This is a genomic window from Coleofasciculus sp. E1-EBD-02 (assembly GCF_040218245.1).
Classification (GTDB): domain Bacteria; phylum Cyanobacteriota; class Cyanobacteriia; order Cyanobacteriales; family Coleofasciculaceae; genus Coleofasciculus.
The window spans coordinates 1-23,685 of sequence record NZ_JAVJQN010000262.1; the positions used below are offsets into that span (position 1 = coordinate 1).

The 23,685-nt window shown below is 45.4% G+C and carries 18 protein-coding genes and 2 pseudogenes; 10 read left to right on the plus strand and 10 right to left on the minus strand.

Features of this window, described 5'->3' with window-relative positions; all coding sequences use genetic code 11:
• Positions 1 to 413: 413 nt before the first annotated feature.
• Positions 414 to 869 (plus strand): YbhB/YbcL family Raf kinase inhibitor-like protein, encoded by a 456-nt coding sequence (locus RIC07_RS37855; protein ID WP_446399006.1) that lies wholly within the window; start codon positions 414 to 416, stop codon positions 867 to 869.
• Positions 870 to 1,045: 176 nt separating this feature from the next.
• The gene (locus RIC07_RS37860; protein WP_446399007.1) at positions 1,046 to 2,155 is read left to right on the plus strand and encodes a tetratricopeptide repeat protein; all 1,110 of its coding nucleotides are present in this window, start codon (positions 1,046 to 1,048) and stop codon (positions 2,153 to 2,155) included.
• A 439-nt stretch (positions 2,156 to 2,594) separates the two neighbouring features.
• Here the strand turns inward: RIC07_RS37860 and miaA are convergent, their stop codons facing one another.
• Positions 2,595 to 3,524, minus strand: a complete 930-nt coding sequence (gene miaA / locus RIC07_RS37865) for a tRNA (adenosine(37)-N6)-dimethylallyltransferase MiaA (RefSeq protein WP_446399008.1) — start codon at positions 3,522 to 3,524, stop codon at positions 2,595 to 2,597.
• Positions 3,525 to 3,774: 250 nt separating this feature from the next.
• Between miaA and RIC07_RS37870 the strand changes: the two are divergent.
• Together RIC07_RS37870 and RIC07_RS37875 are read left to right on the plus strand one after the other, a co-directional pair.
• Positions 3,775 to 5,856: pseudogene (locus RIC07_RS37870) on the plus strand (ATP-binding protein); the annotation flags it as partial.
• A gap of 90 nt (positions 5,857 to 5,946) precedes the next feature.
• Positions 5,947 to 7,995: pseudogene (locus tag RIC07_RS37875) on the plus strand (LAGLIDADG family homing endonuclease); the annotation flags it as partial.
• Positions 7,996 to 8,079: 84 nt separating this feature from the next.
• Here the strand turns inward: RIC07_RS37875 and RIC07_RS37880 are convergent.
• From RIC07_RS37880 to RIC07_RS37900, 5 genes are all read right to left on the minus strand, one after another.
• Positions 8,080 to 9,084, minus strand: a complete 1,005-nt coding sequence (locus tag RIC07_RS37880) for a PEP-CTERM sorting domain-containing protein (RefSeq protein ID WP_446399009.1) — start codon at positions 9,082 to 9,084, stop codon at positions 8,080 to 8,082.
• 475 nt (positions 9,085 to 9,559) lie between these two features.
• Positions 9,560 to 9,706 (minus strand): hypothetical protein, encoded by a 147-nt coding sequence (locus RIC07_RS37885; RefSeq protein WP_446399010.1) that lies wholly within the window; start codon positions 9,704 to 9,706, stop codon positions 9,560 to 9,562.
• Positions 9,706 to 10,158 carry a hypothetical protein gene (locus RIC07_RS37890; RefSeq protein ID WP_446399011.1) on the minus strand — a complete coding sequence of 151 codons (453 nt, stop codon included), beginning with the start codon at positions 10,156 to 10,158 and terminating at the stop codon, positions 9,706 to 9,708. The genes RIC07_RS37885 and RIC07_RS37890 overlap by 1 nt, the downstream gene beginning before the upstream one ends.
• A gap of 270 nt (positions 10,159 to 10,428) precedes the next feature.
• The gene (locus tag RIC07_RS37895; RefSeq protein WP_446399012.1) at positions 10,429 to 12,984 is read right to left on the minus strand and encodes a sigma 54-interacting transcriptional regulator; all 2,556 of its coding nucleotides are present in this window, start codon (positions 12,982 to 12,984) and stop codon (positions 10,429 to 10,431) included.
• A gap of 205 nt (positions 12,985 to 13,189) precedes the next feature.
• Complete coding sequence (locus tag RIC07_RS37900; protein ID WP_446399013.1) at positions 13,190 to 13,426, minus strand: hypothetical protein; 237 nt, start codon at positions 13,424 to 13,426, stop codon at positions 13,190 to 13,192.
• Positions 13,427 to 13,485: 59 nt separating this feature from the next.
• Between RIC07_RS37900 and RIC07_RS37905 the strand changes: the two genes are divergently transcribed.
• Positions 13,486 to 13,839, plus strand: a complete 354-nt coding sequence (locus RIC07_RS37905) for a hypothetical protein (protein WP_446344383.1) — start codon at positions 13,486 to 13,488, stop codon at positions 13,837 to 13,839.
• A 179-nt stretch (positions 13,840 to 14,018) separates the two neighbouring features.
• Positions 14,019 to 14,267 (plus strand): hypothetical protein, encoded by a 249-nt coding sequence (locus RIC07_RS37910; protein ID WP_446349323.1) that lies wholly within the window; start codon positions 14,019 to 14,021, stop codon positions 14,265 to 14,267.
• A gap of 205 nt (positions 14,268 to 14,472) precedes the next feature.
• Here the strand turns inward: RIC07_RS37910 and RIC07_RS37915 are convergent, their stop codons facing one another.
• Complete coding sequence (locus tag RIC07_RS37915; protein ID WP_446399014.1) at positions 14,473 to 14,643, minus strand: hypothetical protein; 171 nt, start codon at positions 14,641 to 14,643, stop codon at positions 14,473 to 14,475.
• 187 nt (positions 14,644 to 14,830) lie between these two features.
• On the opposite strand from RIC07_RS37915, the gene RIC07_RS37920 reads away from it, so the two are divergent.
• The 4 genes from RIC07_RS37920 (at position 14,831) to RIC07_RS37935 (ending at position 19,807) form a co-directional block, all read left to right on the plus strand.
• Entirely contained in the window at positions 14,831 to 16,189 is a 1,359-nt protein-coding gene (locus RIC07_RS37920; RefSeq protein WP_446399015.1) for an alanine/glycine:cation symporter family protein, read from the plus strand.
• 297 nt (positions 16,190 to 16,486) lie between these two features.
• Positions 16,487 to 17,491, plus strand: coding sequence for a sulfotransferase (locus tag RIC07_RS37925; protein WP_446399016.1), 1,005 nt, complete (start codon positions 16,487 to 16,489; stop codon positions 17,489 to 17,491).
• Positions 17,492 to 17,659: 168 nt separating this feature from the next.
• Complete coding sequence (locus RIC07_RS37930) at positions 17,660 to 18,589, plus strand: methyltransferase domain-containing protein (protein ID WP_446399017.1); 930 nt, start codon at positions 17,660 to 17,662, stop codon at positions 18,587 to 18,589.
• Positions 18,590 to 18,733: 144 nt separating this feature from the next.
• Positions 18,734 to 19,807, plus strand: coding sequence for a hypothetical protein (locus RIC07_RS37935; RefSeq protein WP_446399018.1), 1,074 nt, complete (start codon positions 18,734 to 18,736; stop codon positions 19,805 to 19,807).
• 120 nt (positions 19,808 to 19,927) lie between these two features.
• Here the strand turns inward: RIC07_RS37935 and RIC07_RS37940 are convergent, their stop codons facing one another.
• From RIC07_RS37940 to tal, 3 genes are all read right to left on the minus strand, one after another.
• A complete protein-coding gene (locus tag RIC07_RS37940; RefSeq protein ID WP_446399019.1) occupies positions 19,928 to 20,320 on the minus strand; it encodes a hypothetical protein in 393 nt (130 codons plus the stop codon).
• Positions 20,321 to 20,326: 6 nt separating this feature from the next.
• Positions 20,327 to 22,294 carry an AMP-dependent synthetase/ligase gene (locus RIC07_RS37945; RefSeq protein WP_446399020.1) on the minus strand — a complete coding sequence of 656 codons (1,968 nt, stop codon included), beginning with the start codon at positions 22,292 to 22,294 and terminating at the stop codon, positions 20,327 to 20,329.
• A gap of 234 nt (positions 22,295 to 22,528) precedes the next feature.
• Positions 22,529 to 23,680, minus strand: a complete 1,152-nt coding sequence (gene tal, locus RIC07_RS37950) for a transaldolase (RefSeq protein WP_446399021.1) — start codon at positions 23,678 to 23,680, stop codon at positions 22,529 to 22,531.
• Between the last annotated feature and the right edge of the window lie 5 nt (positions 23,681 to 23,685).

Below are 23,685 nucleotides of genomic sequence, written 5' to 3' on the forward strand. Positions count from 1 at the left end.
AAAGGTTTTAGAGGGTATCCGAACTAGGGAGGCATTCGGAGGTCTGTGCCAAGTTGAGACTCAGTGCGGTATTCAATGGTTTAAATCGCAATTTGTCTTGCAATCCCCACGCTCTACGTTAGTAGCGTGGGGTTGTTGAACCTGTTCACTGAAGTTGTTACCTACAATTGAGGGAAAAATTTCCCACTATCCTCCATTGTGTCTTGCCAATCGAAACTTAAGACGAATGGCACGCTCCTTAAGCATTGTGAGATTGCCAAAACCTTTGATATACCGTAGGGTGGGTTTCGGCTTCGCTCAACCCACAGACTTCGCAAGAGCCCACCAGCATACCAGTCAGTAACATTTGACTGAAGACGGCTGATAACAATTCCACGTCCACAGACTCGCAAACCCCATCCGATAAAAATACGATGAACCTGGAAAGTCAAGCCTTTAATGCCAACGAGATGATTCCGTCCCAGTACACTTGTGATGGAGAAGAGATTTCTCCTGAACTCCACTGGGATGCACCCCCCACAGGAACCCAGAGCCTTGCTTTAATTGTCGATGACCCCGATGCGCCTGGGCAAACCTTTGTGCATTGGGTTGTCTATGATATCCCCCCAGAAACTCGCCAGTTACCTCAAGGAATTCCGGCGCAAGAACCACTACCGAAGGGTGGGACTCAAGGTAAAAATGATTTTGGTAATTTAGGGTATGGGGGTCCATGTCCTCCCAGTGGCATCCATCGTTACTTCTTTAAACTTTACGCCCTTGACCGTACCCTGAAATTAGACGCAGGTGCAACTAAAGAACAGCTACAAGCGGCGATGAGTGGTCATATTCTGGCTTCTTCAGAATTGATTGGACGTTATGCACGCACTTAATCGGGTTAATCGGGTTAAAGTTATGGGTTTTCTCTGTTACAATCCTCTTTGTTCAAAATTTCTGCTGGAAAACTGGCACTAAACCCTAGAATATGCCTCTTGAGGATGTCCTGATGTCTAGCTCTGGTTGGCGTAAACCAAAACCATTACACTCAATCGCGACGAGAAGATTAGCTGTGTCCAAGCCGACTCTATTTTTGGTGAGTAGCCTATTCATCACCGGGCTGACGATAACCCTAACGCCTGTGGTCGGGGTCAGTCAACCCCAGCTCGTTAGCCAGCTACAGCCGGAACAACAGCGGCTGCGTGAGTTACTCCGCCAAGCGCGAGACTTGGTGGATGCGGGAAATTATCCTCAGGCGATCGCAACCTATCAACAAGCCGCTAATCTAGATCGAGATAATGCCAAGATTTTCTCCGGAATCGGTTATCTCCAGGCGCGTCAGGGAAACTTCCGAGAAGCGGCTAGGGCGTATCAACAAGCAATTGCCCTGGAACCGAATAATGCAGAATTTCAGTATGCTCTAGGTTACAGTTTAGCCAATGCCGGAGAGAATGCACCAGCAGCAGAGGCTTATCGTCAAGCCCTAAGACTTGAACGCAACCATATTAACTCCTATTGGGGATTGGGCGTTGTCCTCCTGCGTCAAAAGGACTATGACGGAGCCATCCAAGTTTACCGCCAAGTCATCAGTCTTCAACCCAAGAATGCTCAGGCTCATCAGTTACTGGGTACTGTTTTTCTCCAGCAGGGGCGTCCCCAAGAGGCGATTAAAGCACTCCAACAAGCCGAATCCTTAGCACCTCTGGATAGTAATATTCAGCTTACATTGGGTATGGCTTGGTTAAGCCAGGGCGATATCGACACCGCACTGAAGGCTTTTGACCGAGCGGCAAAACTAGAACCCAATAATAGTCAAGTTTATCTGCAAATTGGCAAAATCCTCCAAGCTCAAGAAGATTTTGTCGGTGCATTGAAAGCCTTTCAAAGAGCCGTGGCGGTTCAATCAGACTTAGTTGAAGCTCAAGCCGCTATTGGTGATATTTTACTCACCGAGGAAAATTACTTAGAAGCCATTGTCGCCTATCGACGCTTAATTGAAATTGCCCCCCAAGATGCCCAAGCCCACTATAATTTAGGATTAGCATTAAAAGGACGAGAGCGCATAGCAGAAGCGATTACGGCTGTGGAAAAAGCGCGTGATCTCTTCCGGCGTCAGGACAATCGCGATGGTGTCAAGAAAGCCGAATCATTGCTGCGAGATTTAAAGAAAGCGCGACGTTGAACTAAGTTGAATGGCACTGACTTAAGGTTGGTACTCCCGGTGGGCAATCAGGGTAAGCTCATCTAATTTGGTATAAATTGTACTTGACAAAAGTCAGAGTCTTTTACTGCAGTGTATTAGCAAAAGAATTTAGCTTTGCGGCGGAACTTAACTCCCAAGCACATCAGTCGTCTTTTTGACAAAAATTACATATTCTGTTTGGTTTCCTGTCGTCAACCTAATCTACAACTTATTGCACCATTTTAGCTGTACTACTGGCGTGACCCACCTAAAATGGTGAAATAGATTTGGTTCGTAGTGAGGGCTTTAGCCCTCTCCAGCTAGGCGTTAAAGCACGCTTTGTGCTTACTACAAACAAAGTCCTATTTTAACCCGGTCACGCCACTACGCTAGTAATAAGTGATGCAAATGCTGATGGCGCTAAAGCGCAACTACAAACCTAGCTTAAGTTCATTGATATATTGTCTCGAAATTCCTGTACACCTTGCCAAACTTGATCGACTAAATCTGGACGATCTGCATCAAACCATTGAATGTCTGGATACGCCCGAAACCACGTTCGCTGACGCTTGGCAAATTGTCGCGTATGCACAACTGTTAACGCTTTTGCCTCAGATAAAGATATATCACCCGCCAAATAGTGTTTCATTTCCCGATACCCTAAGGTATCTAAAAGCGGCAAATCCCAGCTATATTTATCCACCAATGTTTTCACCTCTTCTATTAATCCGGCTGTCACCATCATTTCGGTGCGCTGGGTAATACGGCGGGTGAGGGCGTCAGCGTCTTGACATTGCAAACCAATTTGAAGAATGGGATAATTCGGCGGATTTTTCCCTTGCTGCTCGGATATGGGGCGTCCGGTGATGTAAAATACTTCTAATGCCCGTAATGTTCTCACTTGATCATGGGGATGAATTTTCTCAGCCGCAATGGGATCGACTTGTTGTAAAAAGCTATAGCATTGAGTTTGACCCAAACCAGAAAGCTGCGATCGCAAGTTTTCATTGGGGGCGACTCTGGGAATCTTTAATCCCCGGACTATGGCTTTAATATACAAGCCCGTACCCCCCACCAGTAATAGGGGCGAATGGAGAGATGTAATCAATTCCTGGGCTTGTTCCTGATAGTCGGCTACGGTTAATGTTTCGGTGGGAGCGCAAATATCAATCAAGTAATGGGGGACTAACTGTCGTTCGGCGACTGAAGGTTTAGCTGTGCCAATATCAAACTCTCGGTAAACTTGACGGGAATCCGCGCTTAAGATTACGGTATTTAATCGCTGCGCTAATTCTAACGCTAGCCCCGACTTCCCTGTCGCCGTCGCTCCACATATCACAATCAGTTGGGGATGTTTGTTATTGTTCATTGTTGATTGTTCGTGGTTCATTGAAACAATTCTTCTCTCCCCCATCTCCTCTGCCTCTTTGCCTCTCTACCCCTCTGCCTCTCTGCTCCCCCATCTCCCCGCCCAATCCCAAGTAAGGTCTATCCCCTCTATAAATATCTCTTCAGGCTACTCTGTAGCCGCCTATAACCCTTTTGTGTTAAAATTTTCGAGTGTTTTGTCATTTTAAAGCATATAAACCGCTGAAAGCGTTTACTGGAGAAACCCTGATATGACAAGTAGTTACAGTGCCGATCAGATTCAAGTATTGGAAGGTCTCGAAGCGGTACGCAGACGTCCGGGAATGTACATTGGTACTACCGGTCCACGGGGACTCCATCATCTAGTTTACGAGGTTGTAGACAATTCGATCGATGAGGCGCTGGCTGGCTATTGTACTCATATCGAAGTTGACTTCAACAGCGATGGTTCCGTTAGCGTGACTGACGATGGACGGGGTATTCCCACTGATACTCATTCTAAGACCGGCAAATCAGCCTTGGAAACCGTAATGACCGTGCTGCACGCTGGCGGTAAGTTTGGCGGCGGCGGGTATAAAGTCTCCGGCGGATTGCACGGTGTTGGGGTTTCGGTTGTCAACGCCCTGTCAGAATGGGTGGATGTTACGGTTTGGCGAGAGAAAAAGGTTCATACCCAGCGCTACGAACGCGGTATTGCCATGGGTGAGTTGGTTGTCAAACCCAGTAAAGAAAACCGCACGGGAACCTCGGTGACGTTCAAACCCGATACCCAAATCTTTACCAATGGGATCGAGTTTGACTACAGCACGGTAGCAGGGCGACTGCGAGAACTCGCCTATTTGAATGGCGGCGTGAGGATTACGTTTACGGATCACCGCATCTCTCCTGAACGCCAAGACAGCTACCACTATGAGGGGGGTATCCAGGAATATGTGGCATATATGAACCGGGAAAAGGAACCCCTGCACCAAGAAATTATTTATGTTCAAGGTGAACGGAATAATGTGCAAGTGGAAGTGGCGCTGCAATGGTGCGTGGATGCGTACAGCGATAACCTGCTAGGATTTGCCAACAATATCCGCACAATTGATGGTGGAACTCACTTAGAGGGATTAAAGACAGTTCTGACTCGGACATTAAACGCGATCGCACGCAAGCGGAATAAACTTAAAGACAATGAGGCTAACCTCGGCGGTGAGAATGTTCGCGAAGGATTAACCGGTGTCATTTCCGTCAAAGTCCCTGAGCCAGAATTTGAAGGACAAACCAAAACCAAACTGGGGAATACCGAAGTCCGAGGTATCGTTGATTCCCTGGTGGGCGAAGTGTTGACAGAGTATTTGGAATTTCGTCCTCAAGTGGCTGATTCTGTTTTAGAGAAAGCCATCCAAGCCTTTAAAGCCGCTGAAGCCGCACGTCGGGCGCGGGAGTTGGTACGACGTAAGTCTGTATTAGAGTCGTCTCCTCTACCGGGTAAGTTAGCCGATTGTAGTTCCAGAGATCCGGCTGAATCGGAAATCTTCATCGTTGAGGGGGATAGTGCAGGAGGCTGTTTTGATGGCGATACGCTGGTTGCGTTAGCCGATGGGCGTTCTCTCAGCTTCAAAGACATTGTGGCGGAACAGGCGATGGGGAAAGAGCATTTTTGCTACACCATTCGCCATGATGGAACGATTGGGTTAGAGCGGATTATCAACCCTCGGATCACAAAGGCGAATGCCCAAGTGATTCAGGTGACGCTGGATAATGGAGAAACGCTGATTTGTACACCCGATCACCCCTTTATGTTGCGAGATGGTAGCTACAAAGCCGCCGCCTTATTAACGCCAGACGATTTCCTGATGTCCCTGAATGCCAAACTATCAGAACGAAGCCGAGGGCAAAGGGTAGCAGAGATTGATGCGGCTGGGTTCAACACCCGCTTATCGGAAGTGGCGTTTTCTCGTGATGTCCAAGCCAATGCGGTATCTCAAACAGTCGGGGCTGTAGGGACACCATCCTTGCGCCCTCACCCCGGGCAAGATACGAAAGAATCATCAGTAGCTCTGTTGGTGCGTGAGGAGTCCCCATCCCTGAAAGACAATCATCGGGTTGTTGCTATCGAACGCCTAGAAAAACGGGTTGATGTTTACGATATTGAAGTTCCCCATACCCATAACTTTGCCCTAGCCAGTGGCGTTTTTGTTCACAATAGTGCCAAACAAGGACGCGATCGCCAATTTCAAGCGATTCTACCGCTACGGGGTAAAATCCTCAATATCGAGAAAACAGATGATGCCAAAATTTACAAGAACACAGAAATTCAGTCTCTGATTACGGCACTGGGTTTGGGAATCAAAGGTGAGGAGTTTGACCCCTCTAATCTGCGCTATCACCGGGTTGTGATTATGAGTGTCGCCGGAGATGAACCGACTCTTGTCATGGATGATACCGGACGCACGGAGTTTGTCTCCATTGGCGGGTTCATTGATGATTGCATCGAAGGGCGTCGCACCACCGAACGTTATCGGGTGATTTCCTTTGATCCGGTGACACACGCCACCCGCTTCCGCCCTCTGAAAGCCGTGATTCGTCACAGCCATGAGGAACCGATGTACAAAATCACCACGCGCTACAATCGCTCGGTGAAGGTAACGTCTTCTCATAGTGTCTTTGTCTATGAGGATGGAGAGGTTCGCCTGAAGAAAGGGAATGAAGTGAAACCCGGTGATTGGTTGGTAGCGAGTCGGCGTTTACCGCGCCCCACCGAAACTCCGACACGAGTGGATTTGCTCAAAACATTGTATCGAGCCGGATTGACTCAATCCCTTTATCTGCAAGGGGAAGATGTGCGGCAAATTGCCAGCCAACGGGTTCTGGCAAAGGTGACGCGACCTGACCAATGGAATGAGCCACGGGTTACGCTAGACTCAGCCGGATGGCAACAGTTAATTACCCAACGTCAAGGGTTAGGAATATCCCAGAAGCAGGTGGCGACAACAGTTGGCGTGAAGCAGCCGATAACGATTAGTCACTGGGAACGGGGGATTAATCGTCCCACGTTACCGGATTTCCTCAATTATCTGGATGCGATTGGCGGAAATGATAATGTGAGTTACGAGACATTACCCTCGAAGCTGGACGACTGTTTAGCCCAAGATGATACGAGTAAAAATGCCCGTTGGCGTGAGGTGAGTAACTATAAACCCTTTGAATATTTTACGCCGAGTGAACTGGCGCAGCTTGGTGATGACGTGCAACTTGTACCCCAGGCGCATAGCAATAAGGCATTTAACCGCTATTTGCCAATTACGCCAGAACTCATGTGGTTCTTGGGGTGGTATGTAGCTGAGGGAACCCTGAGTAAACATCAGGTGAGTTTGAGTTTGGGCAAAAAAGATGAACCATTTATCCCTGAATTAATCGCAGCGATTGAGAAAGTATTCGGTGAGACACCACGTCGCTATAATGATCCCCGATACGATGGAATTAAACTCTATTTCCACAGTGTTGCAGCAGCGCGACTATTACAAGCGTGGGGATTGAATGGATGGGCGCACGAGAAGAAGTTGCCAGATATTGTCTTTAGCTTACCTGAATCCTTGCAACTGGCATTTTTGGAGGGTTATTTACTCGGTGATGGCTCAGTCACCAAAAATAGCATTGTATTTGGAACGGTTTCTGCCACATTGAAAGATGGGTTACTCTATTTATTGGGACAACTTGGCTTAATTGCTGGTGTTCACAATAGCCAGCACCGAAATCCTCCTGAATCTCCTGTTCAAACAAGACATCTTGCCTACTTTATTCGCATCTACAGTAAAGAGCAACTGAAACAGTGTCGGCTAATCTGGCAGCGCCATCATCAGGCAAAACGATTGGAAGATTATTTGGCACGTCCAAAGAGTCAGCCGCAACAATATCTGCCTATCAGCGATGATTTGATAGGATTGAAAGTGGTGGAGAATCATGAAGTTGAACTGGTGGGTGACTATGTGTATGATTTCTCCGTGGAGGGTGACGAAAACTTTATTTGTGGCATAGGAGGATTGGCCGCAAAGAATACGGACGCTGATGTAGATGGTGCCCATATCCGCACCCTGTTACTGACCTTCTTCTACCGTTATCAACGAGCCTTAGTGGATCAGGGATATATCCATATTGCTTGTCCGCCATTGTATAAAGTAGAACGCGGACGCAATCATTACTACTGTTATAGCGATCGCGAACTCACGAACCTGGTTCAAAATGAGTTCCCCGCTAACGCCAATTACACGATCCAACGGTTTAAAGGGTTGGGTGAAATGATGCCAGTACAACTCTGGGATACCACCATGAACCCGGAAACGCGGACGATGAAGCGGGTGGAGATCGAAGATGCGGCTGAAGCCGATCGCATCTTTACCGTTCTCATGGGCGATCGGGTTGCTCCTCGCCGGGAATTCATAGAAACCTACGGTTCTCGACTGGATTTGACCGATCTGGATATCTAAGTTTCCCCATAAAACAGTGTAGGGGTACGATATATCGTACCCCTACAAATTCTGAGCATAAGAGTGATCAATCAATTCAGATTATTAGTTGGCATTCTTCTGCTTTTTAGACTGTTGGCGTTTAAAGAACGCACCGAATCCTAACGCCATACCGGAACCCAGAATCGTTAGCGGTTCGGGAACAGGCTCTGGATCAGGCAAGTTTCCATCAAATATTACTGAACTATCTTCATTATTGGGGGCAACGATGTGGAATTGCCCACTTGTTCCTTTCACTGACTTAGCAATCAATTGCCCATTAATATGACCACTCGAGAACTCATTATAATCTGCTAACGGAGCTAAAACGCTGCCTTGCCAAGAAAAATTTCTAGAGTTAAGCTGCGTTGCATCAACAAAGTTAAATAAAACCCGGTTAGCTCCCGCACCACTTGAATAGCCATTGAGCCATGTTTGAAAGCCACTTGTGCGATTGAATGGCGTACCTGTTATATTAACCAACACCGTTGAGTTCGGATTAAAGCTAATATTCAAACCACTTGCATTGGCGAGGTCTGATACATCCAGCTCAAAAACGTTTAGGTCTGAACGGACACCATTCAATTTGAGCGTGCTATCCTGATTCTCAACTGTGCTGTTGGTCGCTAAATTTCCCAATTGAGTTGAATAATTCTTGTAGAATTGTTCAGCCTCAGCAAAGTTAATGGACGGCTTTTCTAATTGTAACGTACCATCGAGAATGGTGGGTGCGCTGATCACATTACCACCCACCACCACATCACCGACGTCTACTTGACCCTCGTAGTCTAAGTCGCCACCAACAACTAAAGTGTCACCTTCAAAGTTTGTAGGTAACTTGTGCCCCATCCCAAAACCCGTCAGTGTCGCATTTCCACCAACGGCTACCCTACCATGAGCATCAGAGTCAGACTCCATGTTTTCAAAAACGAAAACGTTAAAGTCTTTGGCTGGACCTGGGATACCGCTCACGGTGGCAGCTTGAGCAGGAATCGATAAGCTGAGGGCTGCGGTAGCTCCTAAAACTGTACTGGCACCGGTAACGGCAATTTTCGTTAAAGTCTTGTTCATTATTTTCCGAGTGTAGCTGCTTGAACAGTGGAAGTGGTTTACCCATTTAGCATTTGTTCTCATCATATTTGTCTTCCGGAACAGTTGGGTAAAGCTTCTGTAAAGATGGATGAGATAATCTATAAATTTTTTGTAAAGATTGTAAACTAGCGGCTTTAAGGATTATTTATAAAGTTTACGTAAAGAGTTCCCAGAATTTGATGAAGATTGGATGAAGAAACTAATTGATGTAGAAAAAATACCATTCTGATGTGGGACTGGCGGAACTGGAATTGCCGCATTAACTAGAGGGATCAGCTATAGCGGTAATTCTTCGATAATCTGCGATCGCTCCCTGTCAACCCATAACTCAACATTGTATTCGTAGTCCTTATTGAGCGTTTAATGCTCCCAGTTTTCGTTATTTCAGATGCACTTTTCACTTGAATACATTGACAAACATACCTTCTTTTGATATAAAGCCCTGAAAGACGGTTCACATCAAATCAATTATCTTTGACTCGCTCTCTATATAATCTGCAGCGTTTTCATAGAGTATTTCAGGGAGCAAGATGCTCCCACTACCAATGACGAATGACCAATGACCAATGACCAATGACCAATGACCAATGACCAATACCATCACTCCTCGTAAGGGTCAAAAATCACCTCAAATTCAGCCCCACGCATAAAGCGACGGAGTACACGTTTGTGATCTTCAGCGTCTTGACGGTTGTAAAATCGGGCTACCGTATAGCGACGAGCATCATTCAATAAGCGGATAATGACCCAAGGACGGGTTAAGTCTAAGGGTTCTTCGTCCGACTGGCGAGTCAGTGTCTCTAACCGTTCCTGTTTGAGCGCATTACGCACCAATAACATCAGTTGTTTTCGGGCGGGAGTTTCCTGATTGGGTAGAACTGTCCAACTGGTTATCGGCGCGGGTAAATAGGTCAATGTATGAGACTCTTCTGCTTTAGTGACGTTCCAAGCCAGACGGCGAGGTTGTTTTTGACATTGATACCCCTGCTGTCTGAGAACCGAACAAAGACGTTCACCTTCTTTGGTTAGGCGCAACCAGTCACTGTGCTTCATGGCGATTCCGGAATAAAGAATAAATAGCAAACTTCTCCCCAATCCCCCAGGAAAACCAAGGAAGGAGATAGAGGTTTCGCTAGTTACCCTACTGAAGGTTTATTCTCGAAAACCTATTGCCCGTGTTTTGACAAATCTCTGAATTTGTGGTATTGATATCTTCTCCAAAATTGTAGAGACGTTGCATGCAACGTCTCTACAGGCGCAAGGGTGCAGAGGTTGTAAGGACAAATGACGAATGACAAATGACGAATGACAAATGACGAATGACTACCGAACAATAATCGCCCAAAGGCTTATCCCCAAAGCGACTATCCCTAAATGTTGCATCAGGAGCGATCGCACGGGCTGACTGGCAATTTTCTGTGTCAGAACCATACTCAGCAACACACCAGCAATCAACGTCACTCCCTGTAAAAACGCAATCACCGCCGGGTGCGCTACAAACACGGGTAATCCCTCACCACTTAATCCAAACGTGGCAAACGTTACAGGCAAAATCCGTCCCGCTTCCGTCAACCCCAAACGTAAATGGTGCGCCAGATTCCCCGCCAACACCAATGGCAAATATCCATACGCTAATTCAATCAGCGATCGCGGCTTGGGATTAGGTATCGTTAAATTGAGCGTCTGAATCAGTCGGTAAGTTAATTGAATTCCACCATAAGCAATTAAAGGAATCAACGCCGGGAGACTCAAAACCGCCAGCGAAAACCAAGCGTGTGTGCCAAATTGACTCAAATCTAGGTGTAAATTCAGTTGCTGATTTAACTCCGGTAAGCGATGCAAAAACACACCGCCTAACAACAGCAACAATAACGCCACCTCATAACTGCGAGGGATATGGGTTGTCCACAACTCAATCCCTGGCGGACGCAAATTCACCTCCACCGAACGGTGCGGACAGGCTTTTAAACACGTCATACACAAGACACAATCCCGATTATCTTGTAACTGGGCGGGATGGGAATACAACGGACAGCCATTGGTTTCCATTCCTTCCCCTTTCTGGGGTCCACCCTTATAACATTGATAGGTGCTACATTCGGCTGAACAGGTTCCCTGCTGCGCCCGTAACTCCGTCATCGACAACTTGGCAAATAGACCATTCATTCCGCCAATGGGACACAAATAGCGACACCAAAACCGACGCTCGAAAATCGCCGAGAAAATCATTGCCCCCGCCGTAATCAATAGGAGTAAACAAGCGGAAAGATACGCCGTATTTTCTAAATCCCAGAGTTCTTCCCATAAGAAAATTAGGGCAAATAAACCAAATAAAAACCAGCCGCCCCAGGTTTCCGCTAACTGTCGTGACCACGGTTTCAACTGACGGGGAAATAGCCACAGGGATAATTTCTGGGTCACTTCCCCATAAATCATAAACGGACACACGGCACACCAGAGGCGTCCGACAAAGGGAAAGCCAATCAAGACGAGGGGCCACCACCATGCCCAAAAAAGATTTAAGGTGAAGTTTTCCTCACGGGTTTGGGGACCGATAAAGCCCATGATTACGACTAGGGCAAACAAGCTTAAGGTAAATCCATAGTTAATGCGATCGGGCCACCAATCACTCCTGAGAAATCGCCGCAGTTGGGGATAGGCATTTAACAGATTAAAGCGGAATTGTTTTTTCTTACTCTGGGAGGGCCACAACAGTTCTTCCGTGAGTTCTTTGCCAGAGTTAGCTTGAACCAGCGCCCGTTCCACTAAGTTTTGTAATTCCCTAAGGTTTCCAGGAAAATCATAGGCTTGTAATTGACGTAGGGCTTCGGGTGTAATTTTGGGTTTATTAATCCCTTTGGCGCGACATAAGAGACTAATATAATAGTTCATCTGGTCGCTAATATCCGTTTTTCTCACCCGTAGTGGCGGAACTTTAATCACTTGCCCAACCAGAGGGTTAATGGTGGGGAGCGCCGTTTCGGTAATCATAATAATCCGGGCGTTGCACTGTTTCACCTGGGTCAATTGTTCTAGAGAACGGCGGACAGGTTGATACGTTCCAGTTTCTAATAGAGTTGCCAGTTGAGGCATTAAATCCTGGGGCAATTCATCTACATTATTGAGAATCAACGTCCCTGTGTTCAGGGAATCAATGAGTCCCGGTTTTCCCCCTTCCCGCCCAAACAGTTCCGCACCACTGGCTTGAACTTTACTACAATCGATTTTAATCACAGGTTCGCGGCGATAGGCTGAACCAAAGTGAATCAGCGCGGCGGTGTTGTCTTTTTCCAATCCGGGTTCACCGAAAATGAGTACAGACTGGCGAGTATCGGCGGCTTGTTTGATTTGTTGTCGCAGTCGCACTGCATAGCGGCTTCTACCAATAATCCCCCGTTTGGCTTTGTTGACTAAATAGGGGCGCAGCGCCACTTGGCGTTCTTGTTCAACCTTGAGTTGAGACGACAGGTGTGCCAAGTCTTGGGCAAGTTGGGGTGAGAAGGCTTGGGATATTTCTGGATACTGGTGGATTAAGTCTCGGAATTGTTCGGCTGGGATGCGCCACAGATGACTGTCGCTGCGGGTAAGGATAGTTCTTTGAGCCGATTGATTGAGAAGTAACTCCTGTAAATGAATCACAGCGCCAGGAAGCCAACTGACGCCCCAAATCGAACCCAGTTGGTTGGTTCGGTAGCCTTCAATACGCCCCTGTTGCAGAATGTAGAGATAGTCTACCGGGGTATCTTCGATAACGAGACGCTCCTGGGCATTTACCGCTAGCGCTTCCATTCGTGGCGCGATCGCCTGTAAAATTTCATCGGAGAGAATGCTAAAAGCTGTGCGTTCTCGCAGCCATGTCACTAGGTCGAAATAGGTCATCCTGTCCTCATCATCCAATTTAGTTTATAGTTTGTTTATCGATAATCAATGGATTCATTCCCGTAACCAACGGTAAAACACAACCAAATGATCGAGCTGGCGAATCTCTGGGTTCCTCTAGCGCTTTTGGGGTTGATTATCCTAGCCGCGCTGTTTTTTAGTTGGGCAAGTTAGACAAGGTGTAAGTAGGTGGGGACAATTAAAGTTAACGGTAGGGATAGTCATTCGTCCTTGTCTCCTCCAGCTTCCCCAGCTCCCTCTGCTTCCCCAGCTCCCTCTGCTCCCCCAGCTCCCTCTGCTCCCCCAGCTCCCTCTGCTTCCCCAGCTCCCTCTGCTTCCCCAGCTCCCTCTGCTTCCCCAGCTCCCTCTGCTTCCCCAGCTCCCTCTGCTTCCCCAGCTCCCCCAGCTCCCTCTGCTTCCGTACCCTATTGCCATCCACCATCCCATTATCTCTAGGTATAGGTAAAATATGCATCAGTGATTTTAGCCCCCTTGTTATCTATGAGCGGACATCTGCCGCCGATTAGTGATTTACGCGCTCGCCATACTGGCTGGGATAAACCAACGCCAGAACATCTTAAGGATATTGGCACGATTGAGTTTTTCTGGCGAAACCTGTTTGAGGCAATTTTCCATCCGGAGCAAGGCAACTGGCAATATCATTGGCAGCAGCTCTACAATCTGATTTTGGAGCGATGCCCTGACAATGATGAACGCCGCACGACTATTTTCTACCTAGAGACGGTCAAAAACTGCTTAAAGATAGAGGGAGACTGGAAAAAATATTGGAAACGGATACTGATTTATATGGAAAATGCGAGAGATTGGGCAAGGAAATCGGTGATCCGAGGATGAGCCTGATTCCGGAACGAGTGGGATGATTGATACACCTGTTATAGGAGATGAGGAAGATGTTAGCGAAACGGGACAAAGTTGGGAAGATGAGAGAGTTGTGAGTTAACCAGCAAAGCATCCTGATCCACACCAGTAAATCCTGAACAAAGGAAAACGAAGGAATAGAGGAGCCGATCAGGATGCCTGAATATCAGTGGAAATTAACAATTATAGAGCGTAACTTGCTGTTATCGAATTGGATGAACCTAATTCCAGAAGCCCAAGAGCGTATGCTAGAAGAGGCGGACGAGTTGATGGCAATGTTACCCTTTTCCGATAGACAACGGTTACTGGCGTCTTTGGAAATGCTTCAACCTCATACCCAAGCCGAGTTATACCAGAAGATTGAGCAGATTTTAGGGAGTCAGATGGAGTTACATGCCGCATAGGAAGGAATTGAAACTTGCCCGCCAGTCTGCCTTTGAGACTTGTCTATGTACCCATCCGTGTTGCAAACTGCTGTATACAAAATTTAAACAACAGATCATCAGGCATTCCTGTAGTATTTGAATCCTGTAGGGGCGGGTTTAGGGATTAATGCAAGCATCAACACCAATAACGTTGATCCAAAACCCGCCCTTAATCCTGTGCATCTCACTGAATCGGGGCGGGTTTAGTCACATCAGGGTGAGGCGAAGAAACGATAATCGTAAAACCCGCCCCTACAGATGTACCATGATACGGTTTAGTCACATCAGGGTGAGGGGAAGAAACGATAATCGTAAAACCCGCCCCTACAGATGTACCATGATACGGTTTAGTCACATCAGGGTGAGGGGAAGAAACGATAATCGTAAAACCCGCCCCTACAGACGTACCATGACACCTCTGGAATATTCCCGCACCCGATTCCCGCGATAATCACCCATAGACCGCAACCTAGTTGAAGAAGGGAGGATGCACTGTCACACTAAGAAGGACACAATATTGTATCCTGAGTGAGCAGACCACAGTGCAGTTTTTGACCCTAGGTATTTTTTCGATCAGTGTCCTTTGGCTGATTAGCGGTGCGGTTTTCTTCACCCTGCGGATGAAATTTATTAACATCCGGGGTTTTTGGCACGCGATTGAGGTGTTACGGGGAAAGTATGATGATCCGACGGAAGCCGGGGAGGTGTCTCATTTTCAAGCCCTGGCAACGGCGCTTTCGGCTACTGTGGGATTGGGTAATATTGCCGGAGTCGCGATCGCAATTAGTTTAGGGGGTCCCGGTGCGACGGTGTGGATGACACTGGGGGGACTGTTTGGGATGACGAGTAAGTTTGTCGAATGTACCCTGGGTCAGAAATATCGCGTAATTAAACCCGATGGTACGGTGGCTGGGGGTCCAATGTACTATTTGTCGGCGGGTTTGGCGGAAATGGGACATCAGAACTTGGGGAAGGTGTTGGCGGTTATCTTCTCCATTCTGGGTATTGGCGGCGCATTTGGCGGCGCAAGTATGTTTCAGGCGAACCAATCTTATGCGGCGATAACTACCGTTGTACCCTGGTTTGTGGGACGCAGTTGGCTTTATGGCTTGATTCTGGTTACTTTCGTGGGAATGGTGATTATTGGTGGGATTAAACGGATTGGTCAAGTGGCTGGTGCGATTGTCCCGGCGATGTGTGTGATTTACTTTGTGGCGGCGCTGTGGATTCTGATGACGAATTTTATGGAAATTCCAGCCGCGATGCTGACGATTCTTAACGGCGCATTATCCCCAGAGGCGGTGGAAGGGGGAGTGTTTGGCGTGATGATTCAGGGATTACGGCGTTCGGCGTTTTCTAATGAAGCGGGGGTGGGTTCAGCCGCGATCGCACATTCCGCCGCCAGAAGCCAAGAACCTGTGCGAGAGGGGATTGTCGCCCTCTTAGAACCGTTTATTGATACAGTGGTGATCTGTAATATGACGGCATTGGTAATTGTGATTACAGGCGTCTATCGCAATCCCGAATTTAATCAACTCAGTGGCGCGGAAGTCACCTCAGCCGCCTTTGGGACAGCGATTTCCTGGTTTCCCCTGATGCTTGCGATCGCGATTTTCTTTTTTGCCTTCTCGACGATGATTTCCTGGAGTTATTACGGCGAACGCTGTTGGGATTATTTGTTTGGGCAGAATAATTTAATACTCTATAAGGTATTGTTTATCCTGGCGGTTTTTACGGGGGCGGTTTTAAGTTCGGGTGTGGTGATTAATTTTAGCGATGGTATGTTAATCGCTATGTCGTTTCCCAATTTACTCGGCGCTTATTTTTTATCGGGTCAAGTGGCTGGGGATTTAGATCAGTATATGCGGCGATTAAATAAAGGATTAGTTACAGCACCATAATTGGGTTTTCCTGGATCTAGAGCGTAAATGTATCAATCAATACAAGATAAAGGTTAGGCAAAATGGTCATTGCGATTTCAGTGAGCACTAAACTTTACAAAACTTAACATACTGCTGTTGAATTTTGTCCAACCACTTGGTACGATAAAAAAATTAAAAAGGTCATCAATATGGTTTGATGGTGTAATAATTTAGAAAATCCTAATCCCTAGAAGTATTGTGATACAACAAGGTTCAGGCATCGAGTTAGAATATTTTATCCATTAACTAAACATGTATGACTAAATTAAAAGAACTATGCATTGGATTCCCCGTAAGGTTAATAAATTGAACATTAAAAGAAAAACAGAATCCCTAACCAGAGAAGCACAATCTAGAATTGTATATCCTATCGATTGGTTTACAGCTTCTAAAATCGATATATCTAAATGCTTACTAATAAATGGTTTTTGGAGAAGTGGAACAACCTGGTTACAAGAGATTTTATCGGCAGCAACAAATTCTAAAACAGTTTTTGAACCTTTTGCAGCAAGAGCTGGTTATTTGTATAAAGCTATACCAGAAATTCATCCCCCACAAAGAGAGCGTACTTTTCTCGACCTGTTAATGCCTTACCAAGAGCATAATTTTCGGGAAGGATCACATCTTAAGCACATCGTTAGAAAAGCATTACTAGGTCTATTGCCCCATCGACATACTCGACGTACTATCAGACCCATCAGCTACTATTCTAGAGATAGAGTTGTTGTGAAGTTTGTCAGAGCATCTCTCTGTCTAAAAGCTATTTACAATGATTTCCCATGTCCCATCATTCATCTGTATAGAGACCCTCGTGCTGTTATTTCTAGTATTAAGCGAAAACCAGGTTGGGGAGATGGAGCTTTTGATAAACTTTCTATTGCAAAACAATTACTAGAAATAAATGATGGTCGTGAAAAATATTTCTCTAAATGGAAAAATGAGATTTTAGAATTAGATAAGCAGAATTTGACCGTGCGTCTTGCAGTATATTGGACTCTTACAGAAAAGTATATGCTGGATTCATTTCATAATCAACATAATAGATTTTATGTAGTAAATTATGAAGATATGATTTGTGAAGGTTCAGATTATTTAAAAAAAATTTTAGAGCAAATGAAAATACCCTTTAATGACTTAGCTTTAGAGGAAAAGTGGAAGATACCCTCTTCAACTGCTTATAAACGCCAAAATCTAAAAGATATTGACAGATTATATTCTTGGAAGTCTGCTATAAACCAATTAGAACAAGATGCAATCATGGATATTATGAAAATATTTTAATTAGACTATCACTTAAGCTAGCTAATAATTTTAATTTTTCTGGTATGGTACTACAATTAGTATCCACTTGAATGACAATAAAGTAAAAATTCCACCGTTTAGCCGTGAAATCAGTTGGTAATTTTGTAATTTCAAAGAAGTGTATCTAAGGAGGCAGAGACATACATCATGACATTAAAATGGAAATTCCAGAAGTTTATGTCAAAAATTTTTCGCAACAACAAACTTCAACTAATCAATAATAGTTTAACGTCAAAAGCCTACCTTAACGTAGGTTGTGGGGCAAATAGGCATAAAGATTTTATCAACCTTGATTACTACTGGTCTCCTAATCTTGATTTGGTTTGGGATATTACTAAAAAAATTCCCCTAAAAGATAGTTCACTTTTAGGCATATTTACAGAGCATTGTCTTGAGCATATATCTTATTTAGACTCTTATAAGCTTTTAAGAGATTTTAAGAGAATGCTAAAACCTGGAGGATATCTCCGTATTGTGGTGCCTGATGCCGAATTATTCTTGGATATATACCAAAGAGGGAAGTTAGGCGAACGGGTATATTTTCCTAATGGATTGACTGGGTATAACGGTGTACCTAGCAGTATAACACCCTTGTTAGAAATAAACAGGACATTTAGAGGACACGGACATCGTTTTGCTTATGACTATGCAACATTGAAAATTATGTTGTTACAGGCGGGATTCGTAGATATTCAGAAGAAAAGCTTTATGTGTGGTAGCGACAGAGCATTACTAATTGACTCAGAAAAGCGTGCAGCCGAGTCCCTTTATGTTGAAGCATCTGTTTCCAAGCAAACCTCGCAGTTCAATACCAATGATGCTGAATTGTATTATATCCAGGGTACTGCAAAAGTCGCGTGGGGAGGATATGCACGAGCAGTTGAGGATTTCACTCAAGCATTGCGGCTCAACCCTGACTTTGCTGAAGTTTATTATGATCGGGGTAGGCTGCACAAAATTCTAGGAAATAAGCAGGCAGCAATGCAAGATATGCAAAAAGCCGCAGAATTGTTTTCAGCTCAAGGTAATATAGAATACTACCAAGAAATACAGGAAATTATTAATGAGCTTCGTTAAGTATATCTGGTGATTATTTATTCTCTTGGGGAGCATCTCATTTTGGAAAAAGCATTACCTAAAGTAACGGCATTGCAAGGGTTTTAGCCTCCTTCAAAGAGCTAACATCACAGCGTCACAGGATTAACTTAATCGGCAAATTAGATGTTGAACAGCACGTTACCACCTATTTATTTTTACCTTCCTCCAGATGACTTACTTGAATCTAAACTAGCTCATTTGGTTGCAAATGGTCTACCGGAAAACGCTGATACCTACTGGAAAGGTTTTTCCTATGGTCTTTTCTGTTGGAATCTGCAAACCTATCTTCGTCTTAAAGCTGATGGTTTTCCATGCCAACTGGTGAGAACTATACCAGAGGAGGGAATTATTATCTCACATCGAGAGGGTTTTCCTAATCACCTAAAACCAGGACGAAAATTATTGATGGTTTGTATTAAGGCGGACAGACCGCGACATCCCTATGCACAGCTTCATATTATACAAAATCCTCAGAACAATATGCTAAAAAAATCGATGATGACCGTTGGGGATGCCTATTATCTACCACATTGGCCACAGCCCGGTTTAATTCCCCGCAATCCTGCACGTAGGGATCGATTTGAAAATATTGCCTTTTTTGGAAATCAGTACAATCTAGCACCAGAGCTAAAATATCCGTCGTGGAAAGAAAAACTCAATGCTTTGGGTTTGTCATGGCGTGTGGTAAAACGTGATAAGTGGAATGATTATAGTGAGACTGATGCAATTGTGGCTATGCGTAGCTTTAGTCAGCTAGATGTTACTTTAAAACCTGCGACAAAGCTATACAATGCTTGGTCTGCTGGTGTAATTGCAATTCTAGGTTGTGAGTCTGCCTACCGAGCAGAGCGTAAAAGCGAACTAGACTATTTGGAAGTAAATTCACTGAACGAAGTCATTCTTTCTCTCAAGCGTTTACGTGATGACAAAGGGCTACGTCAAGCAATGATTGAAAACGGTAGAGTTCGTGCTGAGGAGGTAAAACCTGCAAGTACCAGTGCCAAGTGGCGCAGCTTTATAGAAGAAATCGCTATACCTGCCTATAAACGCTGGTGTACGACATCAGATTGGAACCGACAAAATTTTTTGATGAGAAATTATCTAGCTCATAAGGTAGATAAAGTCAGCAAGATAACAAAAGAACTACGAAATCCTAACTTTATTTTGTATAAGTCGAAGGAGATATTACCGAAGTAAGATGTTCATTGGCTTATAAGATCAAGTCCTGTTAATTGCCCATAATAGCAAGGCTGTAACAGCAAAGATTTTGGGATTTTTTATTATGAGTGATTTTCCAGACATCAGATGACTTATAACTTATGAGGTTATGTCCCACTGAATCTCATAACTTCCTCCCGCATTATCGCCTGTAATCACGACCCAGTAGTTTCCGGTTGCTTCTGCCTCAAATGTATATTCGCGATCGCGATTCGTTTCTATCCTTTTTAGCACCTCTTGATCCGGTTCGAGGATTCTGATATCTAAATCGCCTTTCGTCACCTCAGACTGAACGTCGAGGACAACTTCATCTCCGGCATCAACCTCAATTTGCTGTCGTTCTGTACCTGTGAAGGTGTTATAGGAGGCTGTTGCCTGAGTTGGGAGATTCCTACTGAACCAACCCACTCTCAGAGAAGTAGAACAGGCAGATAGCCCAATCACAACGAATCCGAATAGTAAGGATTTAATTCTAAGTTTAATTCCCATCATCGCGGCTTAAGCAAACATCTCGTCAATCAAATCGCTATACTGTTCCCTAACAATATGGCGCTTAACTTTCAGCGTTTGAGTTAACATGCCATTCTCTTGAGAAAAGGGTTCTGAAATCAGACGAAATACACCAATTCGGTCATTGGGATTATAACCAGGACGGTTTTTCGCTTCTCGATTGATTTCTTGGCGGAAAAATTCCTGAACTGGTTTGCTATTTAAGTCAATCGTTTCCTCACCGGAAGCAGATTCCTCATCGGGAAGTTGCAAGTGATACTGATTCTGTTCTGCCCACCCTTGTAAGTTATCGAAATTCGGTACAATTAAAGCACCCAGCGATCGCTGATCTTGACCCACCACCACAATCTGATCAATATAACGACTCCGCATACAGGCATTTTCAATCGGTTTCGGTTCGACATTCTCACCATTACTCAGGACAATTGTATCCTTTGCCCGTCCGGTTAAAACTAAGTCTTCTTGAACCGTTAACCAGCCTAAGTCTTCTGTATTAAACCAGCCTTCCGCGTCAATGACTTTATCAGTGGCTTCCGGGTTGCGATAATAACCCTGCATGATTTGAGATCCCCGCGCCCAAACTAATCCTTTTTCTCCTTGGGGAAGGGTTTCTCTGGTGTCTGGATCAACAATGCGAATTTCTGTCTCTAGAATCGGTTTACCCGCAGAACCCCGGAGGTTATGCCAAGAACGACGGGCGGTGAGAACGGGCGAGGTTTCGGTTAAACCATAACCTTCAAGAACCTCAATACCAATTATTTCATAAAAATCATCTAATTTCTGGGCAAGTGCGCCGCCACCACAGATGGTTTGCTTTAAATTGGCACCAATTTGTTCGCGGATTTTCTTGTAGATGAATCGGTCAGCCAATGCATGAATCAGAACCAATGTCAAGCATTGAAGTCTAGCCCAGAGGCGTTGGAATCCAGAGGGTTGCTGCTGTTCTAAACTTAAGCCATTGACAAGGCGACGGGCTTTAATATAGCGATCGCTAATCGAGAAGAGGATATTAACTAGGCGCTGTTTGCGGGCAGATTCTTTACTTAGCTGCTTTTGTACCGTCTCATAAATCGATTCCAATAAACGGGGAACCGAAACAAAATAATTCGGGTGTTGGGCATTCAGATCTCGCTTAACATGGCGCAGCGTGGTATAAACCAGGGTACAGCCTTGGGAGAGGGCGAAGTATTCAATGGCGCGTTCATAAACATGCCAAGGAGGGAGAATACTCAAGACGCGATCGCCTGCTTCTAGCTGTACAATTGCACCCAAGCTGGTGACTTGATGCAATAGGTTGCCATGACTGAGCATAACACCCTTGGGTTTTCCGGTGGTGCCAGAGGTATAAACTAAGGCGGCGAGGGTGTCAGGGGTTTGTTCAATCGGTTGGAATGTGTGATTTTTCCCCTGTTCCAACACTTGGGGAAAATTGAGGATATTCAACTCCGACTCAGTATCCGGTTCCTGATCGGATAATAAAATAACCAGTTGAATCGGCAAATCGTGCAAATGCTGATCCAGCTTAGTTAAGGTATCTTGATTTTCCACAACTAAGGCAGTCGCTTCACTATCCTTAAGGATATAGAGAAGTTCCTCTTGTTCCGCTTGAGAACTTCGCACCACATCAACCGCCCCAGTGGTCATAATACCTTGGTCAGCAACAAACCAGCGGGAACTATTTTCTGAAAACAACGCCACCCGATCGCCCGCCGAGACACCTAATGCTTGCAATCCAGCCGCAAACTGCTGAATGTGCTGCCACATCTGGGCAAACGTTAGCTTGACTTCGGGTTTGGCGTAGGGGTTGTGTAAAGCGACAGTCTCCCCAAATCGCTGGGCGGCTAACGACCAAACCTCTGGTAAGGATGATATGGTGTTGTAATCGGCTTGGTGTTCCAGATTTTGGCGTTCTGGGGGCGTGGGTTTAGACGCGATCGCAATAGCTGGGGCATTCATAGGAATTTTGATTGTGTAGGGGCGGGTTTAGGGACTAATATTAATTGTCTTTCCTAGCTTGGTTGCAAAACCCGCCCTTTGTTTAAGTTTGACGTTTGAATTTGTAGGGGCGGGTTTAGGGACTAATATTAATTGTCCTTCCTAGCTTGGTTGCAAAACCCGCCCTTTCTTTTAGGGTAGAGACGTGCCTTTGCGCGTCTTTAGAGGCGGGTTTCACAATTAGCCAGCGTTTCATCAAACTGGCGTAAGCTGTTCAGCTTTATCTTCAATCGATTTCATCAACGAATCAAAGGGTTTAGCAAACTTTTCAATCCCTTCCTCAACCAGTTCTGCCATAACTTGGTCATAGTCGATCTGAATATCAGGTTCAGCCAGACTTTCCAGCGTCTTCTGCGCTTTATCAGCCTCAGTTTCTACGCGATTGGGGGCGACATCGGCATGATCAGCACAAGCTTCAATCGTATCCGGAGGTAGAGTATTCACCGTATTCGGACCAATCAACTCATTCACATACATGACATCGCTATATTCCGGATTTTTAGTGCTGGTACTTGCCCAGAGAACCCGCTGTATATTTGCTCCTTGTTCGGCTAGGGCTTTAAAGCGATCGCTCTCGAAAATTTCCTTAAACCGTTGATAGGCAACCTTAGCATTCGCGATCGCGACTTTCCCTTGCAGTTCCCGTAAGCGGGCTTCTTCGTTGAGTTCCTCCGTACCAATCCCCGTGAGTCTCTCATCAATACGATTATCAACCTTGGTATCGATGCGACTGAGGAAGAAACTCGCCACTGACGCAATATTCTCAATCGGTTTACCTGCGGCAACTCGTGCTTCTAAGCCACGAACATAAGCCCAAGCGGATTCCACATAACTCTCCACGGAAAACAGGAGAGTGATATTAACGTTAATCCCTTCAGAAATTGCCTGTTCAATCGCCGGGAATCCCTCTTTCGTCCCCGGAATTTTAATAAACACATTATCCCGGTCAATGGCGCGGAAAAAGCGTCGGGCTTCTTCAACCGTGCGTTGGGTATCCCGCGCTAAGTGAGGGGAAACTTCGATACTGACAAAGCCATCGGTTCCGCCTGACTCTTCGTAGATGGGGTGGAAGATGTCACAGGCGTTGCGGATATCTTCAAAGATCAGAGATTCGTAAATCTCTGAGGTTGATTTTCCATCTTTGATCCCCGCTTCGATATCGCTGTCGTAGACTCGATTATTCGACACCGCCTTAGCAAAGGACTTGGGATTTGAGGTAATCCCGCTGATTCCACGAGTCTCAATTTTGTTTTTCAGTTCACCGGATTCGATGAGCTGGCGATCCAGATAATCCATCCAGATACTTTGACCGTATTCTTTAATTTTGAAAATTGGATTATTAGCCATTATGA

Excerpts from the sequence above, each read along its gene's own strand:
- RIC07_RS37945 (WP_446399020.1), bottom strand. The coding sequence starts at position 22,294 with ATGAATGCCCCAGCTATTGCGATCGCGTCTAAACCCACGCCCCCAGAA.
- RIC07_RS37855 (WP_446399006.1), top strand. The coding sequence starts at position 414 with ATGAACCTGGAAAGTCAAGCCTTTAATGCCAACGAGATGATTCCGTCC.
- RIC07_RS37930 (WP_446399017.1), top strand. The coding sequence starts at position 17,660 with ATGACATTAAAATGGAAATTCCAGAAGTTTATGTCAAAAATTTTTCGC.
- tal (WP_446399021.1), bottom strand. The coding sequence starts at position 23,680 with ATGGCTAATAATCCAATTTTCAAAATTAAAGAATACGGTCAAAGTATC.
- RIC07_RS37890 (WP_446399011.1), bottom strand. The coding sequence starts at position 10,158 with ATGAAGCACAGTGACTGGTTGCGCCTAACCAAAGAAGGTGAACGTCTT.
- RIC07_RS37935 (WP_446399018.1), top strand. The coding sequence starts at position 18,734 with ATGTTGAACAGCACGTTACCACCTATTTATTTTTACCTTCCTCCAGAT.
- RIC07_RS37895 (WP_446399012.1), bottom strand. The coding sequence starts at position 12,984 with ATGACCTATTTCGACCTAGTGACATGGCTGCGAGAACGCACAGCTTTT.
- RIC07_RS37900 (WP_446399013.1), bottom strand. The coding sequence starts at position 13,426 with ATGGTGGATGGCAATAGGGTACGGAAGCAGAGGGAGCTGGGGGAGCTG.
- RIC07_RS37940 (WP_446399019.1), bottom strand. The coding sequence starts at position 20,320 with ATGATGGGAATTAAACTTAGAATTAAATCCTTACTATTCGGATTCGTT.
- RIC07_RS37910 (WP_446349323.1), top strand. The coding sequence starts at position 14,019 with ATGCCTGAATATCAGTGGAAATTAACAATTATAGAGCGTAACTTGCTG.
- miaA (WP_446399008.1), bottom strand. The coding sequence starts at position 3,524 with ATGAACAATAACAAACATCCCCAACTGATTGTGATATGTGGAGCGACG.
- RIC07_RS37925 (WP_446399016.1), top strand. The coding sequence starts at position 16,487 with ATGCATTGGATTCCCCGTAAGGTTAATAAATTGAACATTAAAAGAAAA.
- RIC07_RS37885 (WP_446399010.1), bottom strand. The coding sequence starts at position 9,706 with ATGGTATTGGTCATTGGTCATTGGTCATTGGTCATTGGTCATTGGTCA.
- RIC07_RS37905 (WP_446344383.1), top strand. The coding sequence starts at position 13,486 with ATGAGCGGACATCTGCCGCCGATTAGTGATTTACGCGCTCGCCATACT.
- RIC07_RS37880 (WP_446399009.1), bottom strand. The coding sequence starts at position 9,084 with ATGAACAAGACTTTAACGAAAATTGCCGTTACCGGTGCCAGTACAGTT.